This window comes from Microcoleus sp. F10-B2, from assembly GCF_036704965.1.
GTDB lineage: Bacteria > Cyanobacteriota > Cyanobacteriia > Cyanobacteriales > Microcoleaceae > Microcoleus.
On sequence record NZ_JAUBTB010000030.1, the window covers coordinates 18975 to 39247 of the forward strand.

18 protein-coding genes are annotated in these 20273 nt (G+C 46.3%); 12 read left to right on the top strand and 6 right to left on the bottom strand.

Annotated elements, in window-relative coordinates; translation table 11 throughout:
• Positions 1 to 2 precede the first annotated feature (2 nt).
• The 6 genes from QUA99_RS13730 to QUA99_RS13755 all read left to right on the top strand — a co-directional run bounded on the left by QUA99_RS13730 (position 3) and on the right by QUA99_RS13755 (position 8031).
• Positions 3 to 2804 carry a DUF1156 domain-containing protein gene (locus QUA99_RS13730; protein WP_333237594.1) on the top strand — a complete coding sequence of 934 codons (2802 nt, stop codon included), beginning with the start codon at positions 3 to 5 and terminating at the stop codon, positions 2802 to 2804.
• 327 nt (positions 2805 to 3131) lie between these two features.
• Positions 3132 to 3311 (top strand): hypothetical protein, encoded by a 180-nt coding sequence (locus QUA99_RS13735; RefSeq protein WP_333237596.1) that lies wholly within the window; start codon positions 3132 to 3134, stop codon positions 3309 to 3311.
• Positions 3312 to 3393: 82 nt separating this feature from the next.
• Positions 3394 to 6624 carry an SNF2-related protein gene (locus tag QUA99_RS13740; RefSeq protein WP_333237598.1) on the top strand — a complete coding sequence of 1077 codons (3231 nt, stop codon included), beginning with the start codon at positions 3394 to 3396 and terminating at the stop codon, positions 6622 to 6624.
• Positions 6625 to 6849: 225 nt separating this feature from the next.
• A complete protein-coding gene (locus QUA99_RS13745) occupies positions 6850 to 7155 on the top strand; it encodes a small RNA NsiR4-regulated ssr1528 family protein (protein ID WP_333237600.1) in 306 nt (101 codons plus the stop codon).
• Between the two features lie 341 nt (positions 7156 to 7496).
• Entirely contained in the window at positions 7497 to 7766 is a 270-nt protein-coding gene (locus QUA99_RS13750; protein WP_190735612.1) for a type II toxin-antitoxin system Phd/YefM family antitoxin, read from the top strand.
• On the top strand, positions 7753 to 8031 hold the full coding sequence (locus tag QUA99_RS13755) for a type II toxin-antitoxin system RelE/ParE family toxin (RefSeq protein ID WP_333237602.1): 279 nt from the start codon (positions 7753 to 7755) through the stop codon (positions 8029 to 8031). Before QUA99_RS13750 ends, QUA99_RS13755 begins: the two co-directional genes overlap by 14 nt.
• 50 nt (positions 8032 to 8081) lie before the next feature.
• Here the strand turns inward: QUA99_RS13755 and QUA99_RS13760 are convergent, their stop codons facing one another.
• Together QUA99_RS13760 and QUA99_RS13765 are read right to left on the bottom strand one after the other, a co-directional pair.
• Positions 8082 to 8993, bottom strand: coding sequence for an NAD(P)H-dependent glycerol-3-phosphate dehydrogenase (locus QUA99_RS13760; RefSeq protein ID WP_333237605.1), 912 nt, complete (start codon positions 8991 to 8993; stop codon positions 8082 to 8084).
• A 110-nt stretch (positions 8994 to 9103) separates the two neighbouring features.
• Entirely contained in the window at positions 9104 to 9532 is a 429-nt protein-coding gene (locus QUA99_RS13765; protein WP_333237606.1) for an NUDIX hydrolase, read from the bottom strand.
• A gap of 326 nt (positions 9533 to 9858) precedes the next feature.
• Between QUA99_RS13765 and QUA99_RS13770 the strand changes: the two genes are divergently transcribed.
• The 4 genes from QUA99_RS13770 (at position 9859) to QUA99_RS13785 (ending at position 13010) form a co-directional block, all read left to right on the top strand.
• Positions 9859 to 10608 carry an alpha/beta hydrolase gene (locus tag QUA99_RS13770; RefSeq protein WP_445251010.1) on the top strand — a complete coding sequence of 250 codons (750 nt, stop codon included), beginning with the start codon at positions 9859 to 9861 and terminating at the stop codon, positions 10606 to 10608.
• An 11-nt stretch (positions 10609 to 10619) separates the two neighbouring features.
• On the top strand, positions 10620 to 12299 hold the full coding sequence (locus tag QUA99_RS13775; protein WP_333237610.1) for a phosphatidylglycerol lysyltransferase domain-containing protein: 1680 nt from the start codon (positions 10620 to 10622) through the stop codon (positions 12297 to 12299).
• A 62-nt stretch (positions 12300 to 12361) separates the two neighbouring features.
• Entirely contained in the window at positions 12362 to 12604 is a 243-nt protein-coding gene (locus tag QUA99_RS13780; RefSeq protein WP_333237613.1) for a hypothetical protein, read from the top strand.
• Complete coding sequence (locus QUA99_RS13785; RefSeq protein ID WP_333237614.1) at positions 12597 to 13010, top strand: aspartyl protease family protein; 414 nt, start codon at positions 12597 to 12599, stop codon at positions 13008 to 13010. The genes QUA99_RS13780 and QUA99_RS13785 overlap by 8 nt, the downstream gene beginning before the upstream one ends.
• Positions 13011 to 13192: 182 nt before the next feature.
• Here QUA99_RS13785 and QUA99_RS13790 read toward each other — a convergent pair whose 3' ends face one another.
• The 4 genes from QUA99_RS13790 to deoC all read right to left on the bottom strand — a co-directional run bounded on the left by QUA99_RS13790 (position 13193) and on the right by deoC (position 18043).
• Positions 13193 to 14419 (bottom strand): glycosyltransferase family 4 protein, encoded by a 1227-nt coding sequence (locus QUA99_RS13790; RefSeq protein ID WP_333237616.1) that lies wholly within the window; start codon positions 14417 to 14419, stop codon positions 13193 to 13195.
• A gap of 26 nt (positions 14420 to 14445) precedes the next feature.
• The gene (locus QUA99_RS13795) at positions 14446 to 16017 is read right to left on the bottom strand and encodes an MFS transporter (protein ID WP_333237618.1); all 1572 of its coding nucleotides are present in this window, start codon (positions 16015 to 16017) and stop codon (positions 14446 to 14448) included.
• 231 nt (positions 16018 to 16248) lie between these two features.
• Entirely contained in the window at positions 16249 to 17124 is an 876-nt protein-coding gene (recO, locus tag QUA99_RS13800) for a DNA repair protein RecO (RefSeq protein WP_333237620.1), read from the bottom strand.
• 238 nt (positions 17125 to 17362) lie between these two features.
• On the bottom strand, positions 17363 to 18043 hold the full coding sequence (gene deoC, locus QUA99_RS13805) for a deoxyribose-phosphate aldolase (RefSeq protein WP_333237622.1): 681 nt from the start codon (positions 18041 to 18043) through the stop codon (positions 17363 to 17365).
• A 419-nt stretch (positions 18044 to 18462) separates the two neighbouring features.
• On the opposite strand from deoC, the gene QUA99_RS13810 reads away from it, so the two are divergent.
• Together QUA99_RS13810 and QUA99_RS13815 are read left to right on the top strand one after the other, a co-directional pair.
• Complete coding sequence (locus QUA99_RS13810; protein ID WP_333237624.1) at positions 18463 to 18825, top strand: hypothetical protein; 363 nt, start codon at positions 18463 to 18465, stop codon at positions 18823 to 18825.
• A gap of 351 nt (positions 18826 to 19176) precedes the next feature.
• Positions 19177 to 20199, top strand: a complete 1023-nt coding sequence (locus tag QUA99_RS13815) for a tetratricopeptide repeat protein (protein ID WP_333237626.1) — start codon at positions 19177 to 19179, stop codon at positions 20197 to 20199.
• Positions 20200 to 20273 lie beyond the last annotated feature (74 nt).

Genomic DNA, 20273 nt, shown 5'->3' on the forward strand with positions numbered 1-20273 from the left:
TCATGCGCCCTCACCTCTTCATCGAGAAAATCATGCCGGTGAATCTGCTAAACCAGCAGGTTTATTACGAACACGGCGGCAATCCATTTAAAGGATTGCATCGCTGGTATTCGCGCAAACCATTATCGTTTTCTCGCGCTTCGGTGTTGGGGTCGATTTTACCCGCTGAGATTTCTTTAGAAGAGTTTGAATATTTGCTGGGGTTGGAACCGGGGAAGGAAATTAAACTCTACAAAACTCCCCCGTCTTCGGTGCGAATTAAAAAGGTTCACGACTATTGCGAGAAAGTGTGGGGGAATCGCACGCCGACGATTTTAGATGCGTTTGCGGGTGGGGGAAGCATTCCGTTTGAGGCGGCGCGGTACGGGTTGAATGTGTTGGCGTCGGATCTCAATCCGGTGGCGGTGGTGACGATGAAGGCGGCGATGGAATATCCGCTGAAATTTGGCCCGGATTTGCAGGAGGATATTGATAAATGGGTGCAATGGGTGGGGGATGAAGCTGAGAAAAGATTGACTGAATTTTTCCCTTCTTTACCGGGGGAAACTGTGCAGAATTATTTGTGGGCTCATACGGTGGTTTGTCCGAGTTGTCAGTCGGTTGTGCCTTTGAGTCCGAATTGGTGGTTGAGTAAGACGAGTAATTATGCAGGTAAGGGAGAAATCCGAAAAGTTACGAGTGATTGGTATGCGGTGAAACCAATTCCTAACTTGGCACAGAAGCGGGTTGATTTTGAGTTGGTGAAGGGGAAGAAAGGTAAGGAATCGACGATTAAAACGGATGCGGCTGAGTACGATCCGAGTGTTTATAACACGATTAGCAGAGGTGTCGGGAAATGCCCGAATTGCGATACTATAATTGAAACTGAATTCATTTATGAAGCAGCCAGACAAAATAATATAGGTCATCAACTTTATGCGGTAGCTTTTCGCCAAGGACAGAGTAGCTTAGGGTTTAGAATTCCTGAAGGCAAAGATTTACAAGGAATTGAAATAGCCGAAGACAGAATCAATTCAAAACTAGGAGACTTAAAAAATATCGCTTTAATTCCTCTAGAAGAAATCCCCCCTGGCTTAAAAACCGAACAAAATTATATTCGGACTTATGCAAAAACATGGGCAGGAATGTTTAACCCACGTCAGTTGCTAACCCTTGTCACTTATGTAGAAATTATCAACGAAGCTAAGGCGCTGCTACAGGCTGAATACGAACCGGAGAAAGTAGAGGCGATCGTAACTTATCTAGCTTTAGTATTAGATAGATGTGTTGATCTGAATAGTCGCTTGACAAGATGGCAAGATGGTGCTTTAGCTGTTAGGGGTGCACAATCTACTCATGCACTTAATTTAATGTGGAATTATCCAGAAGTATCAGGAGATAACAAATTATGGTGCTTATGTTCTGAAGCTGTAGCTATTGATTATGAAAAACTTTGTGCATTATTCGGCACAAAACCCCACTCAACAGGCTTACCCGGTATCGAAAACTACGACCCGAAAACTATCCAAATCAATGCAGCATCAGCCGATAGCCTCTACCACATTCCCGACAATTATGTAGATGCAATTATCACTGATCCGCCTTACTATGGCACCATCCAATATGCCGAACTTTCCGACTTTTTCTACGTCTGGATGAAGCGCACATTAGGCGATATATTCCCCGATTTATTCTACTCAGAACTCACCGACAAAGATAGAGAAGCCGTCGCCAATCCGTCGCGCTTCCGCAACATGGGCACATCCCCCGACGAACTCGCCAAACAAGACTACGAAGCAAAAATGGCGCTAGCTTTTAGCGAATATTACCGAGTTTTGCGCGATGACGGGGTGATGACAGTCCAATTCAACCACAAAGAATCCGGCGCGTGGGACGTACTCACAAAATCCCTCATCGATGCCGGTTTCGAGATTACCGCATCCTGGGCCGTCAGTACCGAAAACCCGCAAAACTTGCACCAAGCGCAGAAAAACTCCGTTTCCAGTACAGTTCTCCTCGTCTGTCGCAAACGCGACACCAACGCAGCCCAAGCTTGGTGGGACGATTTGCGCCCGGAAGTTGCCAATCTCGTCGAACTTCGCGCCCCGGAATTTGAAGCCAACAAAATCACAGGAATCGACCTTTATTTAAGCGCCTTTGGCCCGGCTTTAAATGTGTTCAGCCGTTCCTATCCCATCCTCGACAGCAGCGGCGAAGAAGTGCGCCCGGAAGTTGCATTTGCTGAAGCCAGAAAAGCGATTGCAAACTACCGATTCCGCAAACTCGTACAAACCGATACCGCCGGATTTGACGCCCTGACTCAATGGTATTTCCTCGCGTGGGATGCCTTTGGCGCTGTCGAGTTCCCCTTCGATGAAGCGCGACAACTCGCCCTCGCCGTCGGCGGTTTCGATGTCGTTGATTTAGCAAAAAAATACAAACTAATTGACTCGGTTAGCGGCACTTGCAAACTTTTGACCCCGAAACAGCGGCTGAAAAAATCAGCTTTTTCGGTGAATCCGCAAGATTTTTCCATGACGTATTTAGTGGATGGATTGCACGCGATTATCGCTTTGTATCAAGAGGATGGAGATATTCAAATCGTGCGCGAGTTTATGAAAAAAACCGCTTTGACTGATAACGATAATTTCATGCGGGCGATAGAGGTGGCGCTGAAAGTTATTCCCCGGATTGGGGATGAGAAGAAGCGGATACCGGAGGAGAAGGCTTTGTTGGATTTGTGGTTGGCGATGGATGAGATTAAGGCGAAGGTTGTTTATGAACAGATGGAACTTCAGTTTGAGGGGCAGTTGAGTTTGTTTTAGGTTAGGTCAATTTAAGCTGAAACCCGCAGTCCGGCTTCGGGCAAAACCCGCACTCCGGCAGTCCGGCAGGGAATGAATTCCCTGCCTCAAAGCGAAAGTCCTCTGAAGAGGACTGAAGAATCTCTAGGATTTAATAATTAATATTTAATATATTAATTATTAATTATGTTGTCGGTCGCAAGTGACAAAAGAGGGATAATAGGAATAACTAATCAGTCCTCTTTAGAGGACTTTCGCTATTAGCCAGGGAATTCATTCCCTGGCGGACTGTGGGAAAGCGCATTGTTTATGGATGGGAAATCTGGAACCAAATTACTGGAGGTATCTATGAATCCTGAACAACCCGCCCTCTCACCTCTACATCAAAAAATCGATGCTGGTGTTAAAATGGCGATCGCGCAGGCGATCGAGAAACACCGCAAACTCGGACAATCTATTAGTATTTGGAAAGATGGAAAAGTGGTGACACTTTCGGCTGATGAGATTCCACCTTTGCGTAAGTCTTGATTAAAATAAGTTTGTAGTTGCCCGCGCTACGATCCGGGCGGCGCTGAAGCGCAACTACGAACCTTAAAGAATAACTAATAATATGAATTTAACAGATTATGCTTGGCGGATTAGCTATTCTAGCAACGAAAATAACCCGATCGCCGATTTCTACATTCCTGCATTAGAATGTGCTCTGCAGTACGATCGCAAATCCGGCTTTTTCAACAGCGCTATCCTCAGTAAAGTCGCGCAGGGATTGGGCGCGATGCTGCACAATCAAGGGCGGATGCGGTTAATCATGGGCTGTCAATTCAGCCCGCAAGATTTGCAAGCCATCCAGCAAGGTTACGCCCTCCGAGATGCAGTTACCATCCGCCTCGATACCGATTTACAGCCGCCCAAAACTTTCGCGCAACTCAAACATTTTGAAATCCTCAGTTGGCTGATTCAAAACAGTTATCTGGATATTAAAATTGCCATTCCCCTCAAATCTAACGGCTTACCCGTAGATACTGAAAGTTTACTCGATCGCCAGCATATTTTTCACGAAAAAGTCGGCATTTTTACCGACAGCAAGGGCGCACAATTAGCTTTTAGCGGTTCCAATAACGAATCTCTCAGCGGTTGGGAAAGCAACGTTGAATCTTTCCACGTTTATTGTGCTTGGGAAGGCGGCCGAGATGCTGAACGAGTTTCTGAAGAGATTTTTCGGTTTGAACAGTTGTGGAACAATTTATCGCCGAATGTGCGCGTTTTTGAAGTGCCGGAAGCGGTGAAAAATAAGCTGCTTAGCTATGCGCCTAGCAGTAAACCTGTGTGGAGTCGGGAGTCAGAATTCAGGAGTCAGGAGGGAAGGAGTCAGGAGGGAAGGAGTCAGGAGTCACGAGTCAGAATTCAGGAGTCAGAATTCAGGAGTCAGGAGAGAAGGAGTCACGAGTCAGAAGTCAGGAGGGAAGGAGTCAGAATTCAGGAGTCAGAAGTCAGGAGTCGGGATTTAGGAGGAGTTGGGGATTTTGAATTATCTCAAGATTATGCTAAATTTGAACCGCTTCTCAACTTGTACGCTTCGCCAAGTTGTCTCGATTATTGTTTGAAATCTATTCCGATCGCACCTTGGCCGCATCAGATTAAGATATTGCGTAGGGTGGCGGCAAATTTCCCGAAAAGTTTCTTAATTGCGGATGAGGTTGGATTGGGGAAAACTATCGAAACTGGGTTGATTCTCCGTTACTTGCTTGTCAGCAAAAAAGTCAAGCGCGTGTTAATTTTAGCACCGGCCAGCATTCAGCCGCAATGGCATGAAGAGTTGCGCGAAAAATTTAATTTGCACTTTTGGAGTTACAGCAAAGGTGAGTTAAAAAATCCGTATGGGGAGAAAAGTCAGTCAGGGGAAGAAAATATTTGGAATTCCCAAAATCTGATTTTAGCATCATCTCATTTAGTCCGTCGGAGCGATCGCACACAACAGCTTTTAGACGCGCAACCGTGGGATTTGGTGATTCTGGATGAAGCGCATCACGCCCGCCGCCAAAGCCCGCAAAACCGCAAGGAAACTCCGAATCGGTTGTTACAGTTAATGCAGCAGTTGCGAGAAAAAAGTCGATCGCTCTTATTATTATCCGCCACGCCGATGCAGATTGATGCGATCGAAGTTTTCGATTTATTGCAACTTCTCGGACTCCAAGGGCATTGGTCTTATGGTGAGAATTTCTGCAATTATTTTAGCACGCTGTCGGAAAAGCCCGATCGCCAAACCTTGAATTTTTGGCAGCAGATGTCTGTGGATTACTTCCACCAAGGAGGTTCGCCCTGTTTGCGGTTGCAGGAATATTTACAGAAGGGCGATCGGCTACTATATTATAAGTTGCGCGATGTCTGGGAAAAAAACCAGCGACTCAACCCAAAACAAGTTGCTGAAGACACGGATTTTATCGCCGCTTCCCGCCAATATTTGACAGTGAATACTCCCCTCAAAGATTTGATGTTTCGCCACACCCGCGACACTTTGCGCCAATACTATCAGCGGGGATTGTTGGATCGCGATATTCCCCACCGCGCAGTCAGAGACAATGCGATTACTTTAGAAAATAACCGCGAAGTGCCACTTTATCTCGCTGTCAGCAATTACGTGCGCCACTTTTACAATCTAGCGCAAAAAGACAACCGCAAAGCGTTAGGATTTTTGATGACTCTTTACCGCAAACGCCTGACAAGTTCGTTTTATGCCATCCGCGAATCTTTACAGCGCCGCCTCGAAGGAATTAGCATTACGGAGGATGATTTTCAGGATTTAGATGATGCGGATGATGCGATTTTGGAAGGGATGGAATCTTATTTTGAACCAGCCGATCCTGAAGAAATTAAATATTTAGAAGATTTACTTTATCAGTTCGAGAATACTGGCGAAGATAGCAAGCTGTCGCATTTTATCACAATTTTGCGTCAAGAACTAATCCAGCGCGAAAGTGCGATCGTCTTCACGCAGTACACCGACACAATGGACTATCTCAGAACTGCTTTACAACAATTATATGGTGCTCAGATTGGTTGCTATTCCGGGCGCGGCGGAGAATTGTATCAAAATGGAGAATGGCGAATTTTTCCGAAAGAACAAATCAAAACCCAATTCCGATCAGGAATCATCAAAATTTTACTGTGTACCGAATCCGCATCGGAAGGGCTAAATTTGCAAACTTGCGGTGTTTTAATCAACTACGATATGCCTTGGAATCCCATGCGAGTCGAACAACGCATCGGCAGACTCGATCGCATCGGGCAGATTTATGATACCGTAAGAATACACAATTTTTACTATGACGGAACGGTAGAGGCGAAGGTTTACAAGAAATTGCGCGATCGCATCGATGCTTTTCAAACCGTGGTCGGAAATTTGCAACCGATTCTGGCAACAGTTCCCACTTTCATCGAACAGGCTGTGATGAGTGCAGATCCCGAAGAAGAGGGCGTTTTGTTGGGAGAGTTCGATCGCATTTTAGACGCGCCGCCTCCGGGCCCGGCCCTCGATGAAATGGTAGCGATGGATGTAGAATCAGACTTGCAAGAAATTCGTCAACCTCTGCAGCCGACTTCTCTGTTTCCTGAAACCATCGAAGATTTGTTTGTCAATTCTTTGAGTTTAAAGCAGATTGGCGCTATCTTCGATCGCTCGGAAAATCGCACTTGGCAGCTTAACTATAAAAGTCGCGATTATTATATCACATTTTACCCGGATATCTTTGAGGAAAATGCTTCACTGCAATTGATGAGTTTTGGCAATCCGTTGTTTGAAGAAATGCTAAGTGCGATCGCCCTTGTGGCAAACTGTGCTTAATCGAAGACTGTGGGGCGGAGTGTTTAGGTTGTTTTGAGATGTGCTATAGCAATCCTTGCAGGAGTCGTAAATTTTTGACCCCACCCCAACCCTCCCCTTATCAAGGTCCGGGAGTAAGAAATTCACAAATGATTTAGGATGGCTATAGAGTTTGGTGTTCAACTTTTGCCGTTTTAGGACTAAACTACTTTTAATGACGATCGTCCTTTTTATTTAATTTGCACAATGTCTTCAGAAACAAACTCAGCGGCTCAATCTACAACTGGTGCAGATGCGATCGATGTGGCGATCGCCTCTGGAATCGACTTTGACGGTACTCCGATTCCGCAGGCAAAATTAGACCTCTACCAGCAAGTGATGGGATTAGAAGCCGGCAGACAGCGCAGTGGCGTGTCAAATACAATGCGATCGCGCATTGTCCGAATCGGTGTCAAACACATCGGACAAGAGGAACTCGATAAAATGCTGGTTGCGGCCAACTTTGCACCGCTGAAAGATAAAGAAGTTGCCTTTTATTACGGCGGTAAATAGATCGTATTTATCGCGCTTATATCATGTCCGGTTGCATCCTTCATGTAGGGCGGGGCGGGTTTATGAGATCCTTAGTTTTCAACAATTGTGGTTGGTGAAACCCGCCCCTGATGATCGGGAACAGTCTTAGATGGTAGGGTAACTGTAGAAGGCGGTATTACCCAATGCACGAAAAATACGGCTGGCGACTGCTGCGAAATTTCTCCCAGAGGTGCAGGATTTTTCTCAAAAACCGGTTTTTTTGCGTAAGTCCTACTTTTGTCATCCCAAATATCGATCGACCTCCCAATCCCTGCCGATTTTGCCTAAAATAGACATAACCCACGCTCATAACATCTGTCATGCAAAGTTACACCCTCGCAGAAGTATGTAATCCACAGGGGACAGTCTTTAACCGCGCTGCTGTGGAGCCAGTTTTACTCACAGATAAATCGCAGCCCAGCCACGTAATTATGTCCGCTGATGCCTATCAGCGCTTGATAGAACGACTGATGGAATTAGAAGATATGCTTTTAGGAAAAGCAGCAAAATCTGCCCTGAGTCAGTCTCAAATGGTTGGTACTAAAACCTTTGTAGAAACACTACAACAACTGGCAAATGGCGAAACTTGATGGTTTACAAACAGTTCTAGACTTTCTCAAGGGTTTGCAACCTAAAATAGCGGCTCAAATTGCTAAAAAAGTGTTAGCGCTGAATGTCGATCCTTTACCTAATGATAGCAAGCAATTAATCGGATATCCGGGTTATTATCGGGTAGATAGTGGCGAGTATCGGATTATTTACAGCTTTAATTCCGAAGAAGATTTGGTAGAAATTATTCTAGTTGGTAAGCGTAACGATGATGAAGTGTACAAAAAATTAGAGCGCCTTTTTTAATAAACTCATTCTCAGTGATGCTGCTCTAAATATCTGTAATTTTTTTGATATTACTCCGGTTTCAAAGCGCGTTCCATCAGCGATAAAACGGCTTGTTCGGCAGTAATTTCACTATTTAATAAGCGATAAACTTGACGAGAAACAGGCACTTCAATGCCGCGTTGATTAGCCAAATCAATCAACACATTAGTAGTATTAACACCCTCCGCCGTGCTCTGCAATTCCTGCAAAATTTGCTCCAAAGATTTGCCTTCAGCCAATCCGAAACCAACCCGATAATTACGCGATAAAGGACTGTTGCAAGTAGCGAGCAAATCTCCTAAACCAGACAAACCGTAAAAAGTTTCTGCGCGAGCTCCCAAACGAACTCCCACCCGAATCATTTCCGGCAAAGCGCGAGTGAGCAAAGCAGATTTAGCATTAGTTCCTAATTGTAAACCGTCGCAAACACCAGCGGCGATCGCAAATACATTTTTCAAAGTTCCACCTAACTCAGTCCCCAGCGGGTCTTCATTCACATAAACCCGAAAAATATCAGAACTGTAAATATTTTGCACTTGCTTGGCCGCTGCTAAATCCGAACTCGCCGCTACCGTTGCAGCCGGCAATCCCTGCTGAACTTCTTCCGAAAGATTAGGGCCAGAAAGTACCACAATTGAATTGTTAGGAAAGGCATTTTGCCAAATTTGAGACGGAGTGCGGGTAGTCGCTGGGTCTAAACCTTTGGTGACGGTAACTATAATTGTACTGGGACTTAACTGTAACGCCAAAAGCCGATCGACCGTTGCTCCAACTCCCTTCATAGAAACTGCCGAAACAACAACATCCGCACCTGTTATAACTGATTCTAGATTAACAGAACTGCTGCGCGACCACAAATTAACCCGAGATCCTTTTTTGCCTCCCAGATTGGCCAGTGCCGAACCCCAAGCACCTCCGCCTAATATTGTTAAACTTGCCATAAAATTTAGTTGTTATGAATGAAACCGCAGATGCACGCAAATCAACGCAGATAAATCATAGCAATTAATCCGCGTTAATCCGCGTGCATCTGCGGTTAAAAACTCTTCTCCTACAAACGCGGCCGCAATCCATAATGACGGTAACGCCAATAATCTCGTAAAATGCGATCGTGATCGAAACATAATCGATCGGGAATCTGCCAACATTCAAAAAATTGTAAATTTTTAGCATCGTCGGCGGCTTGAGGTTCGCCCGTTGCAGAAGCCAAGAATACAATACTGATCGTGTGTTGGCGGGCGTCGCGATTTGGGTCAGAATAAACGTAAAATTGCTCGATTAATTCTACATTCAAGCTCGTTTCTTCTAAAGCTTCGCGTTTTGCCGCCGTTTCTACCGATTCCCCGTAATCTACAAAACCGCCGGGAATCGCCCAGCCGTAGGGAATATTGCGGCGTTCGATGAGTACGATCGGGCGGTGCGGGCGATCGACCAATTCGATGATAATATCAACTGTAGGAGTAGGATTTTTGTATGTCACGAGTTTGGTTACAATAAGTCTGACTTTAGCATACTAGGAATTGGGCATTGAGCATTGAGCTTTGAGAATTAATGATTTTATATGTAACAGATAATCAATCACAAATAACCAACAACTTTCAACAGCCAACAGTCAACTAACAACTAACAAACAATATGCCTAAGTGGTTGGGAAAAGTTTTACGTATCGGTGCGGGTACAATCCTCCTATTAGGTGCGACTGGATACTGGTACGTTTTTATTGCCGGAGCACCTCAGTTAGACCCTCCGAAAATCATAGCCGATGCCGACTTAAAATTTGAACTCAAAACATATAAAAGTGCGGCTATGAATTCAGAGCGCACTTACGGCTTAATTTTGCCGCCTGGTTACGCAAAAAATCCCAAACAGCGCTATCCTGTGATTTTTTTGCTGCACGGCGGACACGGAGACGCGCGTGCTTATCAGGACAAAGCTGCTGTTACTTCTGTGCTTCACGATTTATATAAAAGCAAAAGATTGGCGCCATCAATTGTAATTACTCCTGACGGGAACGACAAGCGGGGTACGAGCCCTTTGTGGGACCCGCAGTATTTTGACGGGCCGAACGGTAAGGTGGGAAGTGCGATCGGCTCCGAGTTAGTGTCGATCGTAAAATCGCGCTACAGAACGCTGGAAGACCCCAAATTTTGGGCAATGGGAGGACAATCTTCGGGGGGTTGGGGAGCTTTTAATATCGGTTTGCGCTACTTGAATAATTTTAATATTCTGTTCAGCCACAGCGGTTATTTTACCGATCGAACCGGCAATGCTAACAGTCCTCAATATTTAGTGGAAAAACTTAGTGTTAAAGATAAACAGCAGTTGCGCGCTTATTTGGATGCTGGGGAAGCAGAGGCAGACTTTCTGAATTCTACTCAGCAGTTTCACGAGCAATTAAACAGCTTGGGTATTGCTAACGAGTTTCACAAATTTCCGGGAGGACACGGGATTATCGGCCCCGATGTCGGTTGGAATTATTGGCACAAGCATTTAGCCGATTCTTTGAGTTATGTTGGAAAACAGTTTAAAATATCCCTGGCCGCACAGAAAAATTAGAAAGGTGAACTGTGTTATCCCAAAAAACTAGGATTGGACTCTGGACTGCATCATTTTTAACCGGATTGGTAGGAGTTATTAACTTGCTGTCTGCTGTAACTCCTAGTTTACCCGATCGCCGAAATTGCCTAGAACCGTTTTTCCCTTTTCCCGTGCGTGCGGGCGGGCATTTTTTTGCAGCAGTTATAGGATTTATGCTGCTAACTCTGGCAACTAATTTGTTGCGGCGAAAGCGGATTGCTTGGTTGCTGACGGTGGGATTGTTAATCGTTTCTATTGTAATTCATTTAGTCAAGGGATTGGATGTTGAAGAAAGCTTGCTTTCTGGGGTGCTGCTGTTTCACTTGTTGGTGATGCGAAAGACGTTTACTGCTAAATCCGATCGCCCTTCAATTGCTCGAGGAATCCGGGTTTTGCTGGGGGCTTTGCTGTTTACGCTGGCTTACGGGACGGCGGGTTTTTACATTCTGGATGGAGGTTTTCAAGTTAACGGACAAGCGGTTAATTTTGATTTAGACACAGCTTTGTTCCAGACTTTGGCAATGTTTTTTACGGCGGACAATGCGGGGTTGGTTCCGCAAACTCGGTTTGCTAACTTTTTTGCGGATTCGATTTATGCTGTAGGTACGGTAACGCTTGGTTACGCACTTTTAATGCTGCTGCGGCCGGTCCTGCTGCGAGATTCGGCAAGTATTTCGGAACGGAATAAAGCTAAAGAAGTTGTAGCAAAATACGGGCGGACAACGCTAGCGAGACTGGCGTTGCTTCAGGATAAATCTTATTATTTTAGTCCGTCGGGAAAAAGTACGATCGCCTATGTGCCGAAAGGTAGAGGCGCGATCGCTTTGGGAGATCCTATCGGGCCCGCAGAAGACCGCAAAGAGGCAATTCTGGGGTTTCAAGAATTTTGCGATCGCAACGATTGGTATCCAGCATTTTATCAAACTTTGCCCGACGATCTAGAAATGTATTGTAATCTCGGTTTTCGAGTCGTGCAAATTGGCGAAGAAGCTATTGTCAATCTCAAAACTTTTACTCTCAAAGGCAAGGCCAATCAAAACTTGAGAACTGCTATCAACAGACTGACAAAGGCCGGCTATCAAGTCGAATTTTACGAACCTCCCTTAAGTTCGGAATTGATGCGGCAAATGAAACTGGTCAGCGACGAGTGGCTGCAAATGGTTCAGGGTGCGGAAAAAAAGTTTTCGGTGGGTTGGTTTGACGAGGCGTATTTGCGGGAAACTCGCGCCGCAGCCATCCACACTCCAGACGGTAGAATTAGTGCTTTTGCTAATATGATCTCGGCGGGAGATGGGGTAGTTGGAGTTGATTTAATGCGGCGCCGCACTGAGGTGGAAAATGGCACGATGGAGTGTTTGTTTGCTTCGATGTTGCAGTATTGTCAAGAATTGGGATATGAAGAATTTGATTTGGGTTTGTCGGCTTTGGCGGGAGTCGGAGAAGCTGAGAAATCCGGGCGGTTGGAAAAGGTTTTAATTTATCTTTCGGAGCACTTGAGCAAGTTTTATAATTTTAAGGGATTGCACAGTTTTAAAGATAAGTTTGGGCCGCAGTGGGAACCGCGTTATTTTGTTTATCCGAGTTTGGGGAGTTTGCCGGATGTTGTGGTTGCTTTGATTCGGGCCGATTCGGGCGATCGGCTTTTGGATTATTTGCGCCCGGGAAGTTAGGCGATTTTAGATTGAAGATTGAAGGTTTTAACGCAGCAATTACCAACAAATAGGAGCAGTTTATGAATTTGACGCTGAATATATCACCTGAATTGGAGCAATATCTCTTACAGTCTGCTGAGCGGCGAGGTCTTTCTGTGGAGGAAGTAACCTTGCAAATGCTGATGGGATGTATGCAGAGTCAGGAACAGGATTTGATCGCATCTGGTGCGGTGTGTGAAGTTTGGTCTCCCTATGATGCGTTTGATGCTGCACAGACGATGCTGGAAGTTTTAAAGCAATCGAAAGCTCAAGAGGATGAGTAATGTGGAACGATTTTCTTTTGTATCTGTTAATAATGCTTTAGGGGAAATTGGATTTCGTCCTATTTTGCCAATTACTTTAGTTTATCAGAATGCTTCTGTGGTGGCTTCTGGGCTACTGGATACGGGGGCAAGCGTTAATGTTTTACCCTATAATGCAGGTGTCCAACTTGGTTGTGAATGGGAGCGGCAGACTACTGTTCTTAGTTTGACGGGAAATTTGGCACAGTATGAGGCGCGCGTTGTGGTTATGCAGGGACAGGTTGGGCAGTTTGAACCCGTGCAGCTTGTGTTTGCTTGGACTCGGGCTGAAAATGTACCGTTGATTTTGGGTCAGGTGAATTTCTTTATGGAGTTCGATGTTTGTTTTTATCGATCGCAATTGGCGTTTAATGTTAGTCCTCGTTGACTGGTTTAACTAATTCCGAGGCTCTGCCGTGAACCCATATCACTCTTGCTCTGCCTCGGCTGGAGAATGGAGGCAGAGCCTCCGGATCTGTGTTACCAGGCCGAGCCTGGTAACGAGTAACGATATCGTTGTCAATCGAACGGATACGACTAATGACTAATGACTAATGACTAATGACTAAGTTATGCCAACCCCCGCAGCGGCACGCGCTGCTTTTGCAAAACCTCTGCATAAAGCTTTTCCAACTCCGTTATATTCTGACTGAGAGTGTATCGCTCCATCGCCCGTTGGCGTGCTTTTTGACCGAGCAGCATTGCTAACTCAGGATGGTCGCAAAACAGCGGCAGCAAGGTTTGCAACTGACTCCGCACCCGCTGAGTGTTCAAAACTATCCCCGCACCTTCCTCCAATGCCTCGCCGTCAGCACCGGCATCCGTTGCCAAACAAGCTAAACCGCAGGCCATCGCTTCCAGAAGCGACAGCGACAGTCCCTCCACCAAAGAAGGCAAAATAAATACGTCTGCACCGCGCAGAATTTCGATCCGGCGTTCCTCCTCGGCAACAAATCCGAGCCACACAATGCCATCATCTTCGCCGTAAAACAGTTGCAGCGAGGCTGCTAGGGGCCCGTCGCCCACGATCGCCAATACGTTCCCAGGGCCAAAATTGCACTGTTTCCATGCCTTTAGCAAAGCCTCGACATTTTTCTCCTGGGCAATGCGGCCTTGGTAAACAAAAATTCGATCGGCTTTTAATTGCGACTTCAACCCCGAAGGCCCGGGCGAATACTTCACCGCGTCTACTCCGTTGGGAATCACTGCCACCCGTTCTTCCGGCACTCCCAAGCGCACCAAAATATCTCGCTGAATGTAAGAAAATACGATCGTCGAGTCGTAGTTCGCCAAAAACGGGGCATACAGTTGATACATCAGGTGTTGGGTTCCCGATGTCAAATTCCGCAATTTGCGATCGAACGGCGGGTGAAAAGTCGCTACCAAAGGCAAATTCAATTCTTGACAAATTTCCGGCAGCAGAAAGTCTAGAGGCGAAAGCGTCAGGGAAGCGTGAACCACATCGGGTTTCAGCCGCCGCAGAGATTTCATCAGCACTGTGCGGGATTTGAGAGTGGGAATCGTATAAATTTGCGATTTGTAGTGACAGGGTAAAGAGACTTCGTTGCAACTGGCAGACGAAAGCGAATTGGTATATGAGGTTTGAGCAATTCCCTTCCCCCATAAACCATTTGCCATGTTCCACCCCGTATTGTTCCTGTCCAGCGGGCCCGCTTCTTGGGCAAAGTGCAGGAAACTGACTTGGTATCCCCGGTCTAATAGTGCGTTGGTGACTTCCCTGGAGTAAGTGACGTTACCGCAAAAAGGTGATTTTTTTCCTAGCCAAGCGATGTGCATTCCAGTAAATCAGAGTTTGTTATTTTTTAGATTCGATCGACTTTGCTATTACTGCTACGGAAAATATACCAGGTTAAGACACCCCCAGCCATCGCTAATCCTGCTAAGGCCAAAAATACTGTCGGCAAACCCAGAAATGTTTCCGCTACCCCGGCCAAACCCAACGGTAAACTCAAAGCGATATTAGTAGCATTGTTTTGCAGCCCGAAGACTTTTCCCCGCATTTCTTCTGGGGTTTCTGCTTGAATTGTAGTCTGCATCGGCACTCCCACCAATGAGGCAAATAAACCCAACAGGGTAATGAACAGCACTGATATCCACAAATGCTGTGTAAATGCAGACAGGCCCATCAGAGCAAGTGCCATGCCGATAGATCCGATTAAACTCAGTTGGGAGTGAGAAAATTTGTGACCGAGATAGCCGACTGTCGTCGCCCCACCAGCCATACCGACGCCCACCGCAGCCAGCAAAAAGCCAAATTGCGACGCTTTCATACCGGGGAGAATTTCTGCCAGCCGCACCGCTAGAACTGCCAAGGCTGCAAAAATGGAAAAGAGAATAATTAGTTGAATTAAAGCATTGCGGACTTTCGGTTGAGCCTTGATGTAACGCAGGCCGTCTTGCAAATCTGCTAGGGGGTGTGGCGGTTCGTGTTCGGCTTCGTTTTTTTCGCCTGTTTTCATCGACAGCAATAGCACTCCGGCGAAAACGTAACTTCCGCCCACTACTAATTCTTTGCCGATTCCCAGTCCGCCGCCGAGGTTGCTAAATAGGGTGTCGGCTAAAGCTAGTAAGGGTTCTCCGACTGCAAAGCCAATAATCACCGAACCCATCATGGTTGTGGTGTAGAGCGAGTTTGCCGATAGCAGGTGGCGGCGTTCCACAATTAGGGGAATCACTGACTGTTCTGCTGGGGCGAAAAATTGAGTTAGAGTCGAGACTAGGAATGTCACTAGCAGCAGCAAGCAGAATCCGAGTGGCAGTTGACCGAGTTCCCACCCGTCTGAGAGCCACAGCAGCACGGGCAATGTTAAAACGAAGGCTCCCCGCAGCAGGTTTGTGGCGACCAGCACTGCTTTTTTCGACCACCTATCGACATACACGCCTGCGGCGGCCCCGAACAGCACTGCGGGAATGGTAAAGGCGATCATGATTGCTGATACCCACCTGCTGATGGTTTGATCTGGCGCTTGAAAGCGGCTGGCCACGAGGGCGATCGTCAGTACGAGATAAACTTTATCTGCTAGTTGGGAAAAAACTTGCCCGCTCCACAATACTAGAAAATTTCGGTTTTTCAGAACTGGCAGAAATGCTGTTTCTTTTTCGGGAGTTTCGGCTACTGCTTCCGAGTTCCCGGCTGCTGGGTCTGCTGTTGCCACCGGGGGGATTGCTTCGGGTTGTTGGCTTTTGCCGTTGCTTGACTCTGTTTCTGGCGTTGTGGGATATTTATCCATTTCTAAGTCTTGGACGTTGCTCCATTGTCGATCTGCCAAGGCGGGTTCCGAGCGAAAATCGGGAAAATTTTCTCGTTCTTCCATTTTGTGGTGGGTCACAGCTAAAACAGATATTGTCAAATCAGAATCGGACAGTCGCATCATAGGATTTGGGTTGGCTCGCCTGGGAGGGTGGAGGTTGGGGGGATGTGAATTTCAAATTGAGGTGTTAACCCCTAAGTTTATTAATAATCTCGTAACTTTATCTCTCTCTATTATCTGATGTCGCAACAATCTTGAAAATTTACCTCAAATTGCAGGCTTGTTCGGCTATCCCCCAGGCTGGGGGTGCGATGTACGATCGTTCCTTCACCTATTTAAGTCAACACTCAAAATTTAAAACTCAAAACTCTCTAAGTAGGTATCGATCGAGCTTCCCGATCTAATCGTGCAACCTAAATGATACTGGGCATATTGTCGCAAAATATTTTCTACTGATACCCAAGTTGTTCGATCGGCAATCCCCTCTCCTAGTTCTGGACTAGCCAACTGTTGCAGCGCTGCTAATTCCTTAGCATTTATCTCGAAATTTGTCAAGTGTTTGCTGCCATTTGTTTGCCGGGAACGGGAGGCGGATTTGTACAAGCTACCGATTTCTGAAGAGAGTTCTGCCTCTAAATTAGCTAGTTCGGGCAAGCTGAAGGTTCCCCCAGAGGGTATACTAAACCCGGTTTGCCAGTTCGGATCGGTGAAATTTGGGATGAGCGGGTGTCTGGTGGCGCAGCAGACTTGGACTTGGGGCGCGAGGCCGGCTAAGGCTAGCAGGTGAAAAATGCCGTGGGTGAGGTGGGCGACAAGCACGGCGGCGGATTGGATTTCTGTGCGATCGGACAAACGCTCCAAACGGCTCAAATGTTCGCCCAGCAACCAAAAGAGTTCTTCTTGGGGTTCGTCGGAAAAGGCACTGGCGATCGCCAATTCGGCCAGATATTGCGCCGCTGCGAGTTTCCCGAGGTTGCGGCTCAAACCCGGATGGGATTGTACCGTGTCGGCTTGGGTAATTTTGTCGAGCGATCGACCTTTGGCAATTAACAATTCATTGACCACAAATAATTCGCTTCTACCGCCAATGGTCGATCGGTGTTTGCGAACACCCGGTGCTACGGCTCGAATTAAGCCGAATTCCCGCGTCAAAATTGTCAGCACGCGATCGGATTCACCGATGGGCGCACTCTTGAGATTAATGCCAGTTGCTTTATAAGTTCGAGTCACTCGATTTTAGATTTTAGATTTTAGATTTACTGCAATACTTCGGACAGTTTCATTGTCCTGGTTGGTCGATCGGCCTGGAACAGTCATTCTACAGTTGGCCCTCAAAAACTGTCCGAAATATTGTTATTAGACAGTAGCAAAAACAGTCCAGGACGCAGAACTTTTATTGGTAGGGTGCGTAAGGGCGAACCAATTCCCAATTAGCCATTACCAATTAGCCCTTGCTAATGACTAATGACTAATGACTTTTATCTAAATTATCTCGCTGGCGGATTAATTCCGGGCCGCGGGAAGTCCCCAAACGAGTTGCACCCGCGACTATCAAATCTAAAGCTTGTTCGTGAGTGCGAATTCCGCCGGCCGCTTTAATCCCAATGCGTCCCTTCGTAACTTCCTTCAGCAGTCGCACATCGTCAACTTTCGCCGGGCCAAAAAAGCCAGTGTTGGTTTTGATGTAAGCCGCACCAGCTTCCATGCAAATCTGGGCCGCTAATTGTTTTTCGGCATCCGAAAGAAGAGAACTTTCGATAATTGCTTTGATGGTGAGATTAGTTTCTTCGCAAATTTGGGCTAATTCCCGGTGGAATTCGTCGATTCTTCCAGCTTTCAACAATCCTAAGTTAACGGAAACATCTAACTCTACGGCTCCATTATCTGCGGCTTCTAGAGCTTCGTAAAGTTTCACAGTTGAAGTCGAAGCACCGGTCGGAAAACCTATAACTGTACAGACTTTGGGACGTTTGCCGTGCAGCAGCTCAACTGCTTGTCTGACGTAGGCGGGATACACGCAAACTGTGACAAAGCCAAATCTCTCTGCTTGTTGGCAACAGTTTTCTACTTGCTCTGGCGTAGCGGTGGGGTCGATCAGGCCGTAGTCGATCGAGGGCGCAATATCGATGTCTGCCTGGTTTGCAGCCATTGCTGTTTTTTCTCCGAAGTAACTACTTACTTATTATGTAGCGAATTTACCAATCTTCGATCGAAAGCAGCCCGGGTACAATTCCCCGGATTCATCCGTGAGGTCGCTTTCTCCAATTCTTCAATCTAAAATCTAAAATCTAAAATCTAAAATCGATTGACTTTACTCGGGGCCTGAGCGAGCACAAATACTCAATTCGCTGCTCGTAAAAACGCTTGTGGGAATTGGTTCACCTATTTATGCCAAAAAAAATATATTTTGATATCTGCCTTTAGATACATTTTGGATCTTTCTTTAGGTATACTTTGTTAAAAGGAGTTGCGGTAGAGCCTGCGTCAGCTACGCTAGGGCAGAGCCTGGTAGCGTCTACTGTTTTTACTCTTAGTAGTGCTTTAAAAACATCAAAGCCAGTGCCAAGCATGAATCATTTAGAACTCGAACAAGAAATTGGAAAGATGGCTAGAGCGATGATGACTCGCAATAGCTTAATTGGTAAAGATTTGATTGCCGATCTCAGAGGGCGGCTGTCTGTTGACAGTGTAGCTGCTTTGATGATTGTCAGTATTGAGCGTTTGATTTGGTCTGACTGCGAGTCGGTAATCTGGAGTTTGAGTTATTTGATTCCTGCTGACGTGATGGAAGAAATTCGCCGGATTACTGCGCTGGTTGTTTGCCAGCGGTTGATGGGCAAGGGTTTTGTGCTGGGGAAGGATTTTAGTATTGATGCTGCTGGCAGATTGCTGTTGAGCGAGAATGCTAAAACAGCGGTTGTGGTTGCTTGAATTGGGCAAGCAGAAGTAGGAGCTATAAGCGCTATGAGATTTGCAGTTGGACTTTGGGTGCTCGATCACTTTTTGTGTGACTGCAAACTTAATTCGGGATGCGGTAATAGTTGCCTGATGCAGGCAGATTTAAGATTAGCAGCAGCTCTCAAAAACGATGAGTGCGGTTAGCTGAAAGAGCATTTTACGAGAGGAAAATAGTTATTTGGGATTGCCAATTGTTGAGGTTGTTACTAGCAGTGTGTACGGGCGATCGCCCTGTATCAAAATTTTCAGATTTTTAGTGGAATTACCGTTTAAATCCCGGTATTGTTTCATATAAAATCAGTCTTAAGATAGATGCGAAGTATTATGAACTTAATTCAAAACTTGGAAGCCGCTTGGTATTACCATCTGGGTTCGCGCCACCTCGAAGCTAACGATAATGATGGTGCTCTGGCCAACTTTAACAGAGCTGTGAAGTTGCAATCGGATCATTATAAGGCTTGGTTCGGGCGAGGTATGGCTTTGGGGAACTTAGAACGGCACTTAGAGGCCTTGAAAAGTTTTGATGAGGCCTTGGTAGTGGAGCCGAATGCGAGCTTTGGCTGGCACAACCGGGCTATTGCTTTAGGAAAGTTGGGCCGCTGGTTGGAGGCTCTCAACAGTTTTGACAGGGCTCTGGAGTTCAACCCCTGCGCCGCTAGTATTTGGCACAACCGGGGACTGACGCTGATTGATATGGGGCTTTACGATAAGGCTGTTCTGAGTTTCGATCGCTCTTTAAAATTATACCCGGAGGCTGCTGGGGCGTGGTACAACCGAGGTAATGCTCTGTTGGAACTCAAGCTTTACTATCAGGCGCTCAACAGTTTTGACAGGGCGATCGAGTTTAACCCTGACGATGCGAAGGCTTGGTACAATCGCGGTTTAGCTGCGAACTCAATGGGACTTTACAAACAAGCAGTAGCCAGTTTTAGCCGATCGCTCGCTCTGAAACCCGGCAGAGCCGAAGCTGTGGGCGAACGGAGAGTTGCTTTGGGAAAATTAGTAGGTTTAAATCAGACAAATGGCCAGTTCACTCCCACATCAGAGTCTCCCTTTGAAGATTATTTAATTTGGTATAACCGGGGTGTGGAATTGGCGCGAAAAGGCTGCTACTCGGAGGCGATTGCTTGCTACGAAATTACTTTAGAAATAAATCCTGATTTTGCTAATGCTTTTTACAATAAAGCTTGTTGTTATGCACTACTGGGATTTGCTGATTTGGCCCTTGACAATTTGCAGCGGGCTGTGGAGTTTATGCCTAATTTATACCGAGAGCTAGCTTTAGCTGACTCGGATTTAAGCTGCATTTGGAAACAAGAACGTTTTGAAGCGCTGATCCAAGGTTGATTTTAGGCAAAAAAACAGCTCGCCGATCGGGCGAGCTTTTCTGCTTGGGGGGCGCAAATTCGATCGCCTGAAAG